15 protein-coding genes and 2 pseudogenes are annotated in these 13,621 nt (G+C 67.1%); 7 read left to right on the top strand and 10 right to left on the bottom strand.

Going from position 1 to position 13,621, the window contains the following annotated elements:
- Positions 1-76: 76 nt before the first annotated feature.
- From rsxB to EV698_RS06360, 3 genes and pseudogenes are all read right to left on the bottom strand, one after another.
- Positions 77-499 (bottom strand): annotated as a pseudogene (gene rsxB, locus EV698_RS10490) (electron transport complex subunit RsxB); the annotation flags it as partial.
- Positions 500-504: 5 nt separating this feature from the next.
- Positions 505-2,145: pseudogene (gene metG / locus EV698_RS06365) on the bottom strand (methionine--tRNA ligase); the annotation flags it as partial.
- Between the two features lie 33 nt (positions 2,146-2,178).
- Complete coding sequence (locus tag EV698_RS06360; protein WP_130503262.1) at positions 2,179-2,721, bottom strand: shikimate kinase; 543 nt, start codon at positions 2,719-2,721, stop codon at positions 2,179-2,181.
- 129 nt (positions 2,722-2,850) lie between these two features.
- Between EV698_RS06360 and apbC the strand changes: the two genes are divergently transcribed.
- A complete protein-coding gene (apbC, locus tag EV698_RS06355) occupies positions 2,851-3,945 on the top strand; it encodes an iron-sulfur cluster carrier protein ApbC (protein ID WP_130503261.1) in 1,095 nt (364 codons plus the stop codon).
- 17 nt (positions 3,946-3,962) lie between these two features.
- The gene (gene dcd, locus EV698_RS06350; RefSeq protein ID WP_130503260.1) at positions 3,963-4,529 is read left to right on the top strand and encodes a dCTP deaminase; all 567 of its coding nucleotides are present in this window, start codon (positions 3,963-3,965) and stop codon (positions 4,527-4,529) included.
- Here the strand turns inward: dcd and EV698_RS06345 are convergent.
- From EV698_RS06345 to purM, 3 genes are read right to left on the bottom strand one after another with little or no spacing between them, the layout of a single operon-like run.
- Entirely contained in the window at positions 4,526-5,296 is a 771-nt protein-coding gene (locus tag EV698_RS06345) for a DUF3108 domain-containing protein (RefSeq protein WP_130503259.1), read from the bottom strand. The genes dcd and EV698_RS06345 overlap by 4 nt on opposite strands.
- Positions 5,293-5,964 (bottom strand): phosphoribosylglycinamide formyltransferase, encoded by a 672-nt coding sequence (gene purN / locus EV698_RS06340; protein WP_130503258.1) that lies wholly within the window; start codon positions 5,962-5,964, stop codon positions 5,293-5,295. Before purN ends, EV698_RS06345 begins: the two co-directional genes overlap by 4 nt.
- Positions 5,961-7,019, bottom strand: coding sequence for a phosphoribosylformylglycinamidine cyclo-ligase (purM, locus tag EV698_RS06335; RefSeq protein WP_130503257.1), 1,059 nt, complete (start codon positions 7,017-7,019; stop codon positions 5,961-5,963). The genes purN and purM overlap by 4 nt, the downstream gene beginning before the upstream one ends.
- Before the next feature lie 91 nt (positions 7,020-7,110).
- Here purM and EV698_RS06330 point away from each other — a divergent pair, with 91 nt between their 5' ends.
- Both EV698_RS06330 and hda read left to right on the top strand, forming a co-directional pair.
- A complete protein-coding gene (locus tag EV698_RS06330) occupies positions 7,111-8,163 on the top strand; it encodes a DUF2066 domain-containing protein (protein ID WP_239016280.1) in 1,053 nt (350 codons plus the stop codon).
- Positions 8,160-8,873 carry a DnaA regulatory inactivator Hda gene (gene hda, locus EV698_RS06325; protein ID WP_130503255.1) on the top strand — a complete coding sequence of 238 codons (714 nt, stop codon included), beginning with the start codon at positions 8,160-8,162 and terminating at the stop codon, positions 8,871-8,873. The genes EV698_RS06330 and hda overlap by 4 nt, the downstream gene beginning before the upstream one ends.
- On the opposite strand, the gene EV698_RS06320 is transcribed toward hda, so the two are convergent.
- Together EV698_RS06320 and wrbA are read right to left on the bottom strand one after the other, a co-directional pair.
- Complete coding sequence (locus EV698_RS06320; protein ID WP_239016222.1) at positions 8,858-9,280, bottom strand: DUF2069 domain-containing protein; 423 nt, start codon at positions 9,278-9,280, stop codon at positions 8,858-8,860. The genes hda and EV698_RS06320 overlap by 16 nt on opposite strands.
- The gene (gene wrbA, locus EV698_RS06315) at positions 9,277-9,894 is read right to left on the bottom strand and encodes an NAD(P)H:quinone oxidoreductase (RefSeq protein WP_130503254.1); all 618 of its coding nucleotides are present in this window, start codon (positions 9,892-9,894) and stop codon (positions 9,277-9,279) included. The genes EV698_RS06320 and wrbA overlap by 4 nt, the downstream gene beginning before the upstream one ends.
- A 52-nt stretch (positions 9,895-9,946) precedes the next feature.
- Here wrbA and EV698_RS06310 point away from each other — a divergent pair, with 52 nt between their 5' ends.
- From EV698_RS06310 to EV698_RS06300, 3 genes are read left to right on the top strand one after another with little or no spacing between them, the layout of a single operon-like run.
- On the top strand, positions 9,947-10,228 hold the full coding sequence (locus EV698_RS06310; RefSeq protein WP_130503253.1) for an acylphosphatase: 282 nt from the start codon (positions 9,947-9,949) through the stop codon (positions 10,226-10,228).
- Between the two features lie 60 nt (positions 10,229-10,288).
- Positions 10,289-10,636: a c-type cytochrome gene (locus EV698_RS06305; protein WP_239016221.1), complete on the top strand. Its 348-nt coding sequence runs from the start codon at positions 10,289-10,291 to the stop codon at positions 10,634-10,636.
- Positions 10,636-10,992 (top strand): c-type cytochrome, encoded by a 357-nt coding sequence (locus EV698_RS06300; protein WP_130503252.1) that lies wholly within the window; start codon positions 10,636-10,638, stop codon positions 10,990-10,992. The genes EV698_RS06305 and EV698_RS06300 overlap by 1 nt, the downstream gene beginning before the upstream one ends.
- On the opposite strand, the gene EV698_RS06295 is transcribed toward EV698_RS06300, so the two are convergent.
- Both EV698_RS06295 and EV698_RS06290 read right to left on the bottom strand, forming a co-directional pair.
- Positions 10,953-11,819, bottom strand: coding sequence for an SDR family oxidoreductase (locus EV698_RS06295; RefSeq protein WP_239016220.1), 867 nt, complete (start codon positions 11,817-11,819; stop codon positions 10,953-10,955). The two genes, EV698_RS06300 and EV698_RS06295, sit on opposite strands and share 40 nt — an antisense overlap.
- A gap of 3 nt (positions 11,820-11,822) precedes the next feature.
- Complete coding sequence (locus EV698_RS06290) at positions 11,823-13,538, bottom strand: proline--tRNA ligase (RefSeq protein WP_130504035.1); 1,716 nt, start codon at positions 13,536-13,538, stop codon at positions 11,823-11,825.
- Positions 13,539-13,621: the final 83 nt, after the last annotated feature.

Here is a 13,621-nt window from a genome sequence, read left to right as displayed (position 1 = left end):
CGAGGCGCTGGTTGCGGTTCTGGAATCGCTCCCGGGCCCGGTCCCGACGCACCTGTTGGTGGTCGGCCGGTTCCCGCTCGCGATCGGTGGGCAACATATGGATGCAATCCACCGGGCAGGGCGCGAGACACAGATCGCAGCCAGTGCACTCCTCGGCGATAACCGTGTGCATGCGCTGCCGGGCGCCGACGATGGCGTCCACCGGACAGGCCTGGATGCACTTGGTGCAGCCGATGCAGATCGACTCGTCGATCCAGGCCACCCGCGGCGGGCGATAATCGCCATGGGCGGGGTCGAGGCTGCGGCTGGCCCGATCCAGCAGCCCGGCCAGCGAATCGATGGTCGCCTGGCCGCCGGGCGGGCACTGGTTGATCTCGGCCTCGCCGCGGGCGATGGCCTCGGCATAGGGGCGACAGCCCGGGTAACCGCACTGCTCGCACTGGGTCTGCGGGAGCAGCGCGTCGATCCGGTCGACCGTTGCTGGATCAGTGCTCATGCGGGTTTCAGGCTCTCCCTCGAGTCGGCGATCATGGCCTCGATGGCGGCCGGATCGACCCGCGTCATGAGCGGCTTGAACGCCGCGATCTCGTGGTCGAGCAGGGGATGTCCGGCATCCGACCACTCCATGGCCGGGATCTGCAGGAAACGCTCGGCGGCCGCCGCCGTTTCCGGAAGCACGGGCTTGAGGTAGAGCATCAGCACCCGGAACAGGTTGATCCCGGTGGTGTTGATGGCCTGGACGGCCTCGGCCTGGTCCGGGTCCTTCGCCAGTATCCAGGGCTTTTTCTCGTCGATGTACTGGTTGGCCTCATCGGCCAGCGCCATGACCTCGCGCACCACCCTTGAATAGGCCCGGTCCTCGTAGTAACCGCCGATCACCTCGGCGCGGGCGCTCATCCGGCGGAACAGCTCCGGCGCGTCGAGCCGGGGTCCGAGCCGGCCACCGGAGCGCTTGTTGATGAAACCCGCGCAGCGGCTCGCGATGTTGACGAGCTTGCCGACCAGGTCCGAGTTCACCCGCTGCGTGAAGTCGTCCAGGCTCAGGTCGATGTCGTGGACACCCGCCCCGAGCTTGGCGGCGAAGTAGTAGCGCAGATACTCCGCATCGAGGTGTCGCAGATAGGTCTCGGCCATGATGAACGTCCCGCGCGACTTCGACATTTTCTGCCCGTCGACGGTCAGGAAACCGTGGGCGCAGACCCGGGTGGGCGTGCGAAAGCCCGCGCCGTTCAGCATCGCCGGCCAGAACAGCGCATGGAAGTAGACGATGTCCTTGCCGATGAAATGATAGAGCTCGGCGTCGGAGTCGGCATTCCACCACTCGCCGAAATCGAGCCCCTCGCGGTTGCACAGATCCTGGAAGCTCGCCATGTAGCCGATCGGCGCGTCGAGCCAGACGTAGAAATACTTGTCGTCGGTGTCCGGAATGCGGAAGCCGAAGTAGGGCGCGTCACGCGAGATGTCCCAGGCCCGGAGCCCGGCATCGAACCATTCCTGGAGCTTGTTCGAGACCTCGTCCTGCAGCCCCTCGCTGGCCGCCCAGGTGCGCAGCATGGACTCGAAATCCTGGAGCCGGAAAAAGTAATGCTCGGATTCGCGCTGCACCGGCGGTTCGCCGGAGATGACCGAGACCGGGTTGCGCAGCTCGTCGGGCGAATAGCTGGCGCCGCAGGACTCGCAGTTGTCGCCGTACTGGTCGTCGGCGCCACAGCGCGGGCAGGTGCCCTTGATGTAGCGATCGGGCAGGAACATGCCCTCTTTCTCGTCGTAGGCCTGGGTGATCGTCCTGCGATCGATCCAGCCGCCGTCGCGCAGACGCGTGTAAATCAGCTCGGAGTAGTGGCGGTTTTCTTCGGAATGGGTGCTGTAGTAGTTGTCGAAGCGGATGTTGAAACCCGCAAAGTCGCGGCGATGCTCGCCGCCGACCTGTTCGATCAGTGCCTCGGGGGTGATACCGCGCTCCCGCGCCTTGAGCATGATCGGGGTGCCGTGGGCGTCATCCGCACACACATACCAGCATTCATTGCCCTGCAGTTTCTGGAAACGCACCCAGATGTCGGTCTGGACGTATTCGACGAGATGGCCCAGGTGGATCGGCCCATTGGCATAGGGTAGGGCGCTGGTGACCAGGATCTTGCGCGCCATGCACACTCCGCGTTCGCAACCGTAAAGCCCGTATTATGCCAGAGGGGAGGCGAGTCGCGGAGCCCGGGGGGCGTGGAGGGCCGCGATCACCGCCTCGGCACCGGCGGCGGTGCTGAGCGGGCCCACATCGACGCTGACCTCGGCGTAGTCGCGATACAGGGCCTCGCGTTCGGTGTAGAGGTCTTCAAGGCTCTGGCCCGCGGCCCGGGCCAGCCCGCGCGTATCTACATCGGTCACCCGCGCCTGGATAATGGCGAGATCCGCGTGCAGATGGATAATGATGCCGTCGCTGCGCAGGGCCGCCATGGCCTCGGGGCTGTAAACGGCGCTGCCCCCGGTGGCGATGACATGGCCCCGGCGCCGGAGCTCGACGAGATGCTCGGCCTCGAGCGCTCGCAGCGCCCGGTGGCCCCGCTCATCCACAATGGTCTGGAGTGTCGTTCCCGCGGCCGATTCGATCAGGGTGTCGGTGTCGGTAAAACCGAGCCCGAGCCGCTCCGCGAGGTGACGGCCGAGGGTGCTCTTGCCGGCCCCCGGCATGCCGATGAGGACGAGGTTGTGGCGTGCGGCTGTCATGGCGTGAATCTGCCGGAATGCCGGCGATCGGACAACCCGGTCCGCAACCCTGTCCTGCGCGTGTTTAATGGCGGGCGTCGGCTGATTAGACTTGTATAACGTTAATGGAATGGAAGACGGGGGAAATGAATGAGTGAACTCAACCGCGCGGCGGTCGAGCAGGTGTTGTCCGGCTGGACGGAGCCTTCACTGGGGTGTGATCTGATCAGCGCCGAGGCAGTGACCGACATACAGGTAACCGGCGACGATGTGACGATCGCCCTGTCGCTCGGATTTCCGACCCAACGTTATCAGCAGACCTTGAAAGAGGCCCTCGAGACCCGGGTGCGCGAGGCGACCGGTGCCCGCTCGGTGACGGTGTCGGTGGCGTGGTCAGTCGCCAGTCGCCAGGTGCAGGAGGCCCTCAAGCCGATGGACAACGTCCGCAACATCATCGCGGTGGCATCGGCGAAGGGCGGCGTCGGCAAGTCGACCTGCGCCGCCAACCTGGCGCTTGCCCTCGCCGACGAGGGCGCCCGGGTCGGCATCCTCGATGCCGACATCTACGGGCCCAGCCAGCCCCGCATGATGGGCGTCGCCGGTCGGAAGCCCGACAGCCCCGAAGGCAAGACCATGTATCCGCTCGAGAATCACGGCGTGCAGATCATGTCCATCGGGTTCCTCATCGAGGAGGACTCGCCCATGGTCTGGCGCGGCCCGATGGTTACCCAGGCGCTGACCCAGCTGCTCAATGACACCCGCTGGGATGCGCTGGATTACCTGATCATCGACCTGCCGCCGGGCACGGGTGACATCCAGCTGACGCTCTCGCAGAAGGTGCCGGTGGCCGGTGCGGTGGTGGTGACAACGCCGCAGGAGATCGCCACGCTCGATGCCCGCAAGGGCGTGCGGATGTTCGAGAAGGTCAAGGTGCCGGTGCTGGGCATCCTCGAGAACATGAGCCTGCACATCTGCTCGCACTGTGGCCACGAGGAGGCGCTGTTCGGCACCGGCGGTGGCCAGCAACTGGCCGACGAGGAGGGCGTGGCCATGCTCGGCGCCCTGCCGCTGGAGCGGGGGATTCGCGAGCAGGCGGACAATGGCGTGCCGACCGTGGTCGCGGCACCGGAATCGCAGGCGGCGGAGCGCTTCCGCGAGGCGGCCCGGCGGACCGTGGCCATCCTTTCACGACAGGATCCGGCGGGCACGAGCCGGTTCCCGAATATCGTCGTCGACGACGACTAGGGCAGGGGCAACAGACAGTGAGCATCAAATCCGATCGCTGGATCCGCGAGATGGCCGGCCAGGGCATGATCGAGCCATTCGAATCCGGCCAGGTACGCGGCGATGCCGAGGGTGGACGGATGATCTCCTACGGCACCTCGAGCTACGGCTACGATGTCCGCTGCGCGGATCAGTTCAAGATATTCACCAACATCAGCTCGGCGGTGGTGGATCCCAAGCACTTCGACGAGTCGAGTTTCGTCGACCTGCAGTCGGATGTCTGCATCATCCCGCCCAACAGTTTCGCGCTCGCCAGTACCGTGGAGTACTTCCGGATCCCGCGGAACATCCTGACCATCTGCCTGGGCAAGTCGACCTATGCGCGCTGCGGGATCATCGTCAACGTCACCCCGCTGGAGCCGGAATGGGAGGGGCATGTGACGCTGGAGTTCTCCAATACGACGACGTTGCCGGCGCGGATCTACGCCAACGAAGGGGTTGCGCAGATGCTGTTCCTGGAATCCGACGAGGTCTGTGACCAGTCCTACAAGGATCGGGCCGGCAAGTACATGGGCCAGCAGGGGGTGACGCTGCCGCGCCCCTAGCGGGCGTCGGCGGGCAGCCCGTCGACCGTGTTCAGGACCATGCGGAAGTTGCGATCGCCGTCCTCGCGCTGTTCCACCTGGACGGCGAGGTACCGCAACGCCGGCGCCACCCACAGGGTCGTCTCACGATCGCTGTCGGTGTCTGAACGGCGGATCCTGAGGGCCTCGAAGCGCCCAGCCGGTGTCTCGACCATGGTCTTGTCCCCGACGCGGAGCACATAGGTCTTGAGCTGGCCGCCATCGGCGATGCGATAGACCAGTTCGTCATCGCCATCGAGATCGGCCAGGTCGTGCATCAGCTGCAGCGGGCTGATCACCCGATCAATGGTGTCCGGGGTGATGTCCATGCGCCAGGGCCGTGCCTCGATGTCGTTGACGACGCTCAGGGTGTCCCAGTCGAAGCGCAGCTCCGCCCGGCGATCGTCATCGCCGCCACTGCGGTTGTAGCGATAGACATCCGGCCGAAAGCCGTCGGGCTGGATCCGCCCGATGCTCATCTCGCGGACGGTGCTGGAGTAGAACATTCCGGCGAGCCGGCCCGGCCGGATCGACAGCCGGTAGAGGTAACGCGACTCGGTCGGGCGGCGGAACCGCAGTTCGGCATGCCCGAGGGTAAGCCCGGCCTTGCGTACGTCATAGCGGGCGCTGAACGCGGGCGGCGCTTCGACGGCGGGCTCCGCACCCGATGCGGCGCCTGCCAGCGGACCGGTACCGACCACCATCATGACTGCCACCAGCCCGATCCCGAGTCGCCGACGCCATGTCATGACGTGTCCATCGCGGTCTCGGTTAGGCAGGGCGGGGCCGGATGATAGTCGCCATCGCGTCGTACCCGGTCGCCATCGAGTGCCACGCGGCCCTCGGCGATCCAGCGCACCACCTCGGGATAGAGTCGATGCTCCATGGCCTGAACGCGCCGGGCGAGGGTTTCGGCGGTATCGCCAGGCTCGATGGCAACGGCCGCCTGGGCAATGACCGGACCGGCGTCGAGTTCGGGGATAACGTAGTGCACGCTGCACCCGTGGCGATGCTCGCCCGCCTCCAAAGCGCGCTCGTGGGTACGGAGCCCGCGGTAGGCCGGCAGTAATGACGGATGGATGTTGATCAGTCGCCCCGAAAACCGGTCGACAAGGTCATCGCCGAGGATGCGCATGAACCCGGCGAGGACAATGAGATCGGGCTGCAGGGCATCGAGCCGCTCGGCGAGCTCGGCGTCGTACTGCGCCCGGCTGGAGAACGCACGGTGATCGATCACGTCGGTGGCAATGCCGGCCTGTGCCGCCCGATCGAGGCCGCCGGCGGCGGGGCGATTGCTGATTACCCGGGTAATCGTGGCGGGGATCGATCCCGCGCGAATCGCGTCGATGATCGCCTGCAGGTTGGTCCCGCCGCCCGAGATGAGCACGGCGATGCGAAAGCCCTCCGGATCGCTCATGCGCCCTCCCGGTAGATGATGCCGCCCGCATCCGGCCCGGAGCGGCAGACATCGCCGACGATCCACGCCGACTCACCCGCGGCGCGAAGGATATCCAGCGCATTCGCCGCTTCGTTTGCCGGCACCGCCAGCACCATGCCGACGCCGCAGTTGAAGGTTCGGCGCATTTCCGCGGTATCGACATTGCCCGTCTGCTGCAACCAGTCGAACAGTGCCGGCCACTGCCAGCTGCCGGTATCGATGCGGGCCCTGAGTCCCTGGGGGATGACCCGCGGCACGTTCTCGGTCAGCCCGCCCCCGGTGATGTGACTGATGCCGTTGATCGTCACCTCGTTGAGCAGGCGCTGCACGGTCCGGGCATAGATACGTGTCGGCTCCAGCAGCCACTCGTCGAGGCGGCGGCCGTCCAGGGACTGCGTCAGGGCGTCGGGCTCGCGCTCGAGGATGCGCCGGACCAGCGAGTAGCCGTTGGCATGGACGCCGCTGCTGCCGAGCGCAATCAGGGCATCGCCGGGACGGATATCGGCGCCGTCGATCATGCGGTCACGCTCGACCACACCGACGCAGAACCCGGCGAGGTCGTAGTCGCCATCGCTGTACATCCCGGGCATTTCCGCCGTCTCGCCGCCGATCAGCCCGGCGCCGGCCTCTTTGCAGCCGGTGGCGATGCCGCGGATGACCCGTTCGGCGATCGCCGGGTCGAGGCGTCCCGTGGCGTAGTAGTCGAGGAAGAACAGCGGTTCGGCGCCGGTAACGATGACATCGTTGACGCACATCGCCACCAGATCGACCCCGATGCCGTCGTGGCGCCCCGTCTCCAGGGCCAGTCGCAGCTTGGTGCCGACACCGTCGGTACCGGCGACCAGAAGCGGCTGCCGGTAGCGATCCACCGGTAGCTCGAACAGCCCGCCGAACCCGCCCAGGCTGCCAACCATGCCCGGCCGTCGGGTGGCGGCGACATCATCCCTGATGCGCTCAACGAGCTCGGCACCGGCATCGATATCGACGCCCGCGTCGCGGTAGGTCAGTCCGTTCGGGGTATCGGAGGAATCCAAGTGTCTACTCCCTTTTCGGGTTGGTCGTGCCAGTCGACCGCATCATGGTACCTTAAAACTCCTTTTGGTCACGGGCTCGCAATCCAGCGTGATGTCGGTCGTCCTGCGTCTTTTTCTCCGCCTCGCCATCGCTGTCGGCGTCGTCACCGCGTCACCCGCGGTCATGGCGCAGGGGGGTACCGCGTCGATCCAGGTGCCGGTCGCCGGCGATAGCGACTCGGCACGATCCGAGGGGCTGGTGCGGGCGATGGATGCAATCCTCGTTCGGCTTACCGGCGACCCGGCCGTCGTCGAGACCGGGCTCGCCGCGCGTCTGCGCGAGGGCGCCGAGGAATACGTGAGCGGTTTTTCGTACCGCACCGTGGTAACGGATGACGGCGACGGGACCGGCCGCGAGACACGGCTGCTGGTCCGGTTCTCACGGCAGTCGCTGCGCAATGCGCTGGCCCGGGCGGAGATCGCGGTCTGGCCACCTTCGCCGCCGACGGTGCTGGTCTGGCTGGGGGCCGAGCGTGATGGTGAGCGCTTCATTGCCGGCAGCGACCAGGGGCAATCACTGCTCGAACCGATGCGGGCCGCGGCGGAGCCACTCGGTATCACGTTGATCACCCCGATCATGGATGTCGAGGATCGCCGCAACCTCGGTTACGGCGACATCGCCGGGGGGTTTGTCGATCCGGTGCGCGAGGCCTCGGCGCGGTACGGGGCGGAGGCCGTTGTCGTCGGTCGTGTGCAGGGGGCGGGGACGGCGTCGGTCCGGGTCCGCTGGGTGTTGCTGGCAGAGGACGAGGCGCCGGCCGAGCGCTGGACCTCGACCGGTAATGACGCCGGATCGGTGCTGGAGTCGGGAGTTCGCGAGCTGGTTCAGCGGCTGCGCGGGCCCTACGGCTATATACCCGATCCGGATTCCCGGCGCCGGCTGATGGTGACGGTGGGCGGTGTGGAATCGCTGGCGACCCATCAGGCGGTCGCCGAGCGACTTGGTCAGCAGGTCGGGGTCACCGATGTTGTGCCGGTGGAGATTGTCGATGACCGCATCCGCTGGCAGCTGGCAATCAGTGTCGAGGCGGAGCGGGTCACGCGCGCCCTCGACACCGATCAGCGACTGCGACCGGACGGCGAGGGGTATCGTTGGCGCCCATGAGTCAGGATAACGGCCCTCAGCTGGCACTGGATTTCCGCTGGAATGATGCCGCCGACCTGGGCGCCTTCGTGTCCGCCGGGAACGAGCAGGCGGTCGCGGCAGTGGAGGCCCTGACCGGCTGGTTCGCGCAGTCGCTGTATCTGTCCGGCCCCCCGGGCAGTGGCCGCAGTCACCTTCTGCAGGCGGCCTGTGGGCGGATGAGCGCTGCCGGTGGCACCGCGGTGTATATCCCCCTTGCCGATCATGTCCACGGTCCCATTGCCCAGCTGGACGGCCTGGAGGCGCTCTCGCTGGTCACCGTCGACGACGTCGACGAGCTCGCGGGCCGAGAGGACTGGCAGGAGGCGTTCTTCCACCTGTTCAACCGGTTGCGGGATACCGGCGGACTGCTGGTGGTGGCGGCGACCGGCGCGCCCTCGGCGCTCGGGCTCGGGCTGCCCGATCTGGTATCACGCTTCGATTCACTGCTGCGGCTGCGCCTGAGCGTGCCCGATGACGAGCGGCGGCGCGAGATTCTGACAGTCGCCCTCGCACGACGGGGGCTGCGTATGCCGGCGTCGAGTGTCGACTACCTGCTACGGCACGAGGCGCGCGACATGGATCATCTGCTGGCCGTGGTGGATCGCCTCGACTGGGCCTCCCTCCAGGCCGGCCGGCGCCTGACCGTGCCCTTCATCAAGTCGGTGCTGACCGGTCAGGCGCCGGACTGATCGGCCTTGTGGCGCCGCTTGCCGCGGCGCAGGACCAGCATGCCGGCCCCGAAGTACCCCAGTGCGAGGAGCGTCTCGGTCACCCCCAGCCAGCGCTGGGAGGCCGGACCCGCTGCGGCGAGCAGCCCGTGCATGAAGTAGAGCAGGATCAGCATGCCGGTCCACTGCAGCGTATAGCGACGCCGATGGAGGATGCCCCTGAGGCCGAGCAGCAGCGGCAGCAGAAACACCAGCAGCAACGGGCTGCGCAGCGACGCCGGCGGCGGGTCAAGCCAGATCAGCCAGGCGAACAGCAGAACCGCCAGCGCGACATAGCAGCCGGTGGCCACCCAGTAGAGGGGCGTCGCCGCTACCTGGCGGGCGGTTTCCTGCGCTGCGGGTGGGGTCTTGCCACGCAGGGCTTTCACGATTGTCGCGAATCGCCCGTGCCGTTGAGTCGCACGGCCGTGTCGGCGACGCGGGCCCCGAGGGCACGGCACAGCTCCGCCTCGGTCTCGTCCACCGGTCGGTCGGAGTCGCCGCCCGCCAGGTGACTGGGCCCGTAGGGCGTCCCGCCGGTCTGTGTCGTCGCTAGGCCGGCCTCGGTGTAGGGCAGGCCGACCAGGAGCATGCCGTGATGTATCAGGGGCAGCATCATCGACAACAGCGTGGTTTCCTGGCCGCCGTGCAGGCTGCCGGTGGAGGTGAAGACGGCGCCGGGCTTGCCACTCAACGCCCCGCTCAGCCACAGGCTGGTGGTCTGATCGAGGAGGTGCTTGACCGGTGCGGCCATGTTGCCGAATCGGGTCGGACTGCCGAGGATCAGGCCGTCGCAGGTCTCGAGGTCGTCGAGTGTCGCGTAAGGCGGACCCGAGTCGGGCACGGGTGACGCCGTCGCCTCCGACACCTCGGAGACCGCCGGCACGGTCCGGAGCCGTGCCTCGACCCCGCTTACGGTCTCGACGCCGTGGGCGATCTGCCGGGCCATGGTCCGGGTGGCACCGTGGCGGCTGTAGTAGAGAATCAGTATTTCGCAGCTCATGGGATAATCCTGGGTGTTAGATTGTTGGCGTGCAAGTAGAAAAGAGGCAGCAATGAGCGACGTAGCGGAAGCCTGTTACCAGTACCGGGTCCGGGGCCAGGTCCAGGGCGTTGCATTCCGGGCGGGCACCCGGGAACGGGCGGTGGCGCTCGGCCTGCGGGGCTGGGTGGAGAATCGCGCCGACGGCAGTGTGTCGGTGGTCGCCTGCGGGTCCGAGGAGACCCTCGAGGCGCTGAGCGAGTGGTTGTGGACGGGGCCGGAAGCCGCCCGGGTCGATTCGGTGGAGGCCGAGTCTGTCGCGGATCCCGGCGGCAGTGAATTCACCATCGTTTGATTGCGCCCGTGAAATTGACCGATATCAACTTTCCCGCGATACTTCGCACAGGTACTCATTATGCGAAGGAAAACCATGATCGGTGGGCGTTTGATCGGTGGAGTGGTGCTCGGCCTGCTCCTGCTGCCCGGCGCGAGCAGTGCGCAGGGCAGCATCGAGTCGGGCCGGGCCAAGGCGTACACCTGCCTGGGCTGCCATGCGGTTGAAGGCTACCGCAATGCCTATCCCTCCTATCGGGTGCCAAAGCTTGGCGGCCAGCATCCGGAATATATCGCATCTTCGCTCAAGGCCTACCGTAGCGGCGATCGTCAGCACACGACCATGCAGGCACTGGCTTCCACGCTGAGTGACGAGGATATCCAGGATATCGCCGCCTACTTCGCGTCGCGCGGACCCGGGGGGCAGTGATGAAGCGATTGACAGTATTCCTGGGGGCGATGGCGCTACTGGCTGCCGGCTCGGTGCCGGCGCAGTCGATCGGGGATGTACAGGCCGGGCAGGCCAAATCGCAAACCTGCGCCGCCTGCCACGGTGCCAAGGGGGCATCGGACAATAGCGCCTTCCCCATGCTGGCGGGTCAGCACGCCGATTACCTCGTGCATGCCCTGAAGGCCTACAAGAGCGGCGATCGCCAGAACGCGATCATGAATGGCCAGGCAGCGGCCCTTAGCGACAAGGACATACGCGACCTGGCGGCCTACTTTGCCGCGCAGTCCGAGGCCATTCAGACCCTCGAGCGGCGCTCCGCCAAGAGCGACGGGTAACCGCTGCGATAGTCCGGATACCGAAGCCGGTAGCCGGAGGCCCGCAGGCGTTCATTGCTGCAACGTCGGCCACCGGCATCGCCGGTGATTCGCTCGGGCGGTGCGACGCCCATTTCCGCTGCCAGCCAGTCCATGATCTCGCACTGACTGCAGGGCCGGTCATCGACGCCGATGTAGAGCGTTGATGGACGATCCATGCCACCGACGTAATCGAGCACGCCGACACAGTCATCCTCGTGGATGCGGTTCGTGTAGCGGGGTGGATTGTCCGGGCAGGTCGTGCCGGCTTCGATCCGCCGCAGGAGGGCGTCGCGGCCGGGTCCGTAGATACCGGCGAAGCGAACGATCACGTGACCGCCGGGATGACTGGCCGCGACCGCTTCGGCCTCCAGCAGCCGGACGCCGGAAAAGCGGGTCGGCTGCGGTAACGTGGTCTCATCGACCCATGCCCCGGCGTTTTCCCCGTACACCCCGGTGCTGGAGACGAAAACCAGCCGCGCATCACCGCTCCCCGATGCCTGCAGGGCGTCGACAAGATTCTTCAGCCCCTCGACGTACGTCTCCCGATAGCCGTCATCATCATACTGCGGCGGGGTCAGGATGACGTAGACCCGATCCAGCGCCGCCGGCAACCGATCGGCTAGATCGGCGCCGTGACCCAGATCGGCGGCGCAGGGTGTGATCGCTGCCGGCAGCGCGTCCGGCCGTCGGCGCAGCCCGAAGACCGTGTGGCCGGCGGAGGCGAGCTGCAGCCCGAGTCGCGTTCCGATCCGACCGCAACCGGCGATCAGAATGCGTCGCGGCTCGGGCTGCCGTGCGGCCATCATCCGTTACGCCCCGGTGCCGATCTTTTCCTGCAGCACTGCAGTGACGTCGTCGATCGGGATCGCCTCGCTGTCGGCCGAGTCGCGTGCGCGGTACTCCAGCGTCCCGGCCGCGAGCCCGCGATCGCCGATCACGATCCGGTGCGGAATCCCGATCAGCTCCATGTCGGCGAACTTCACCCCCGGGCGAGCGTCGCGATCGTCCCAGAGCGGATCGAATCCGGCTTCACACAGCCTCTCGTAGAGCGTCGCGGCGGCCTCGGCCACCGCCGGTGAGCGGTCGGCACCGATGCTGACCAGCGCGACATCGAAGGGCGCCAGCGGTGCCGGCCAGATGATGCCACTGTCATCGTGATTCTGCTCGATGGCGGCGGCAACGACACGGGACACGCCGATGCCGTAGCAGCCCATGATCAGGGGTTGCGGCGTGCCGTGCTCGTCGAGCACACGGGCGTCCATGGCCTCGCTGTATTTGGTGCCCAGCTGGAAGATATGGCCGACCTCGATGCCGCGATGGATCTCCAGGTGACCCTCGTCGCAGCGCGGGCATCCCTCGCCGGCAACCGCGGTGCGCAGGTCGGCGCGCGGCGGCAGGGGCATGTCCCGGTCCCAGTTCAGATTGATCCAGTGCCAGTCGGCGCGGCCGGCGCCGCTCGAGAAGTTGGTCAGGCCGGCGGCGCGGTAATCGACCCGCTGCGGCAGGTCGGCGGGCAGATCCCGCGGCCCGATGAAACCGCGCGGGACACCGGTGGCCGCCAGTGCTTCTTCGGGCTCGGCGAGGCGCAGCGCCTCCGCCCCCAGCGCATGGGCGGCCTTGACCTCGTTGAGCTCGTCGTCACCGGCGACGAACAGCACCGCGGGGTTTTCATCCGCCATGACGACAACGCTTTTCAGAATCCGGGACGGGGGCAGATCGAGCATCTCGCACTGCTCGGCGACGCTGTGGATGCCCGGGGTCGAGCGCTCCTCCGCGGGGACCGGGTCGCTGACCGAAACGGCTGGCGGGCGGCTCGCCGCGAGCTCGGTGTTGGCGGCGTAGTCACAGTGGCTACAGCTCGCGATCTCGTCCTCGCCGGAGTCCGCGAGCACCATGAACTCCTCCGAGACGCTGCCGCCGATGGCGCCACTGTCGGCGCCCACCGACCGGAAGCGCAGCCCGAGCCGCGAGAACACCCGACTGTAGGCGGCGTGCATGTCCTGGTAGGTGGCCTCGAGCGAGGCCTGATCGATGTGGAAGGAGTAGGCATCCTTCATGACGAACTCGCGGGCCCGCATCACGCCGAAGCGGGGCCGGATCTCGTCCCGGAACTTGGTCTGGATCTGGTAGAAGGTCACCGGTAACTGACGGTAGCTGCGCAGCTCCTGGCGCAGGTAGTCGGTAATGACCTCCTCGTGGGTCGGGCCGATGCAGAACGAACGCTCGTGCCGATCCCTGAGGCGGAGCAGCTCCGGGCCGTAGAGCGACCAGCGTCCGGACTCTTCCCAGAGCTCCGCCGGCTGGACGGCGGGCATCAGCACTTCGAGACCGTTGATGCGGTTCATCTCCTCGCGCACGATCCGCTCGACACGGCGCATGACCCGCAGCCCGAGTGGCTGCCAGGTGTAGAGCCCGGCCCCGAGTTTCTTGACGAGACCCGCACGAACCATCAGCTGGTGGCTAACGATGTCGGCGTCCGCCGGTGTGTCCTTGCTGGTGAAAAGGGGGAAGCGGCTGGTGCGCATGGAGGCCTGTCCTGTCATCGATGGAAAACCCACAGGTTAGCCGACCGCCGGCGGGTCGCCCACCCCCGTCCTTGACGCTCCAG

The organism is Spiribacter vilamensis (assembly GCF_004217415.1).
Lineage (GTDB): Bacteria > Pseudomonadota > Gammaproteobacteria > Nitrococcales > Nitrococcaceae > Spiribacter > Spiribacter vilamensis.
The sequence above is the reverse complement of the archived record's forward strand: the minus strand, read 5'-3'. Positions and strand labels throughout refer to the sequence as shown.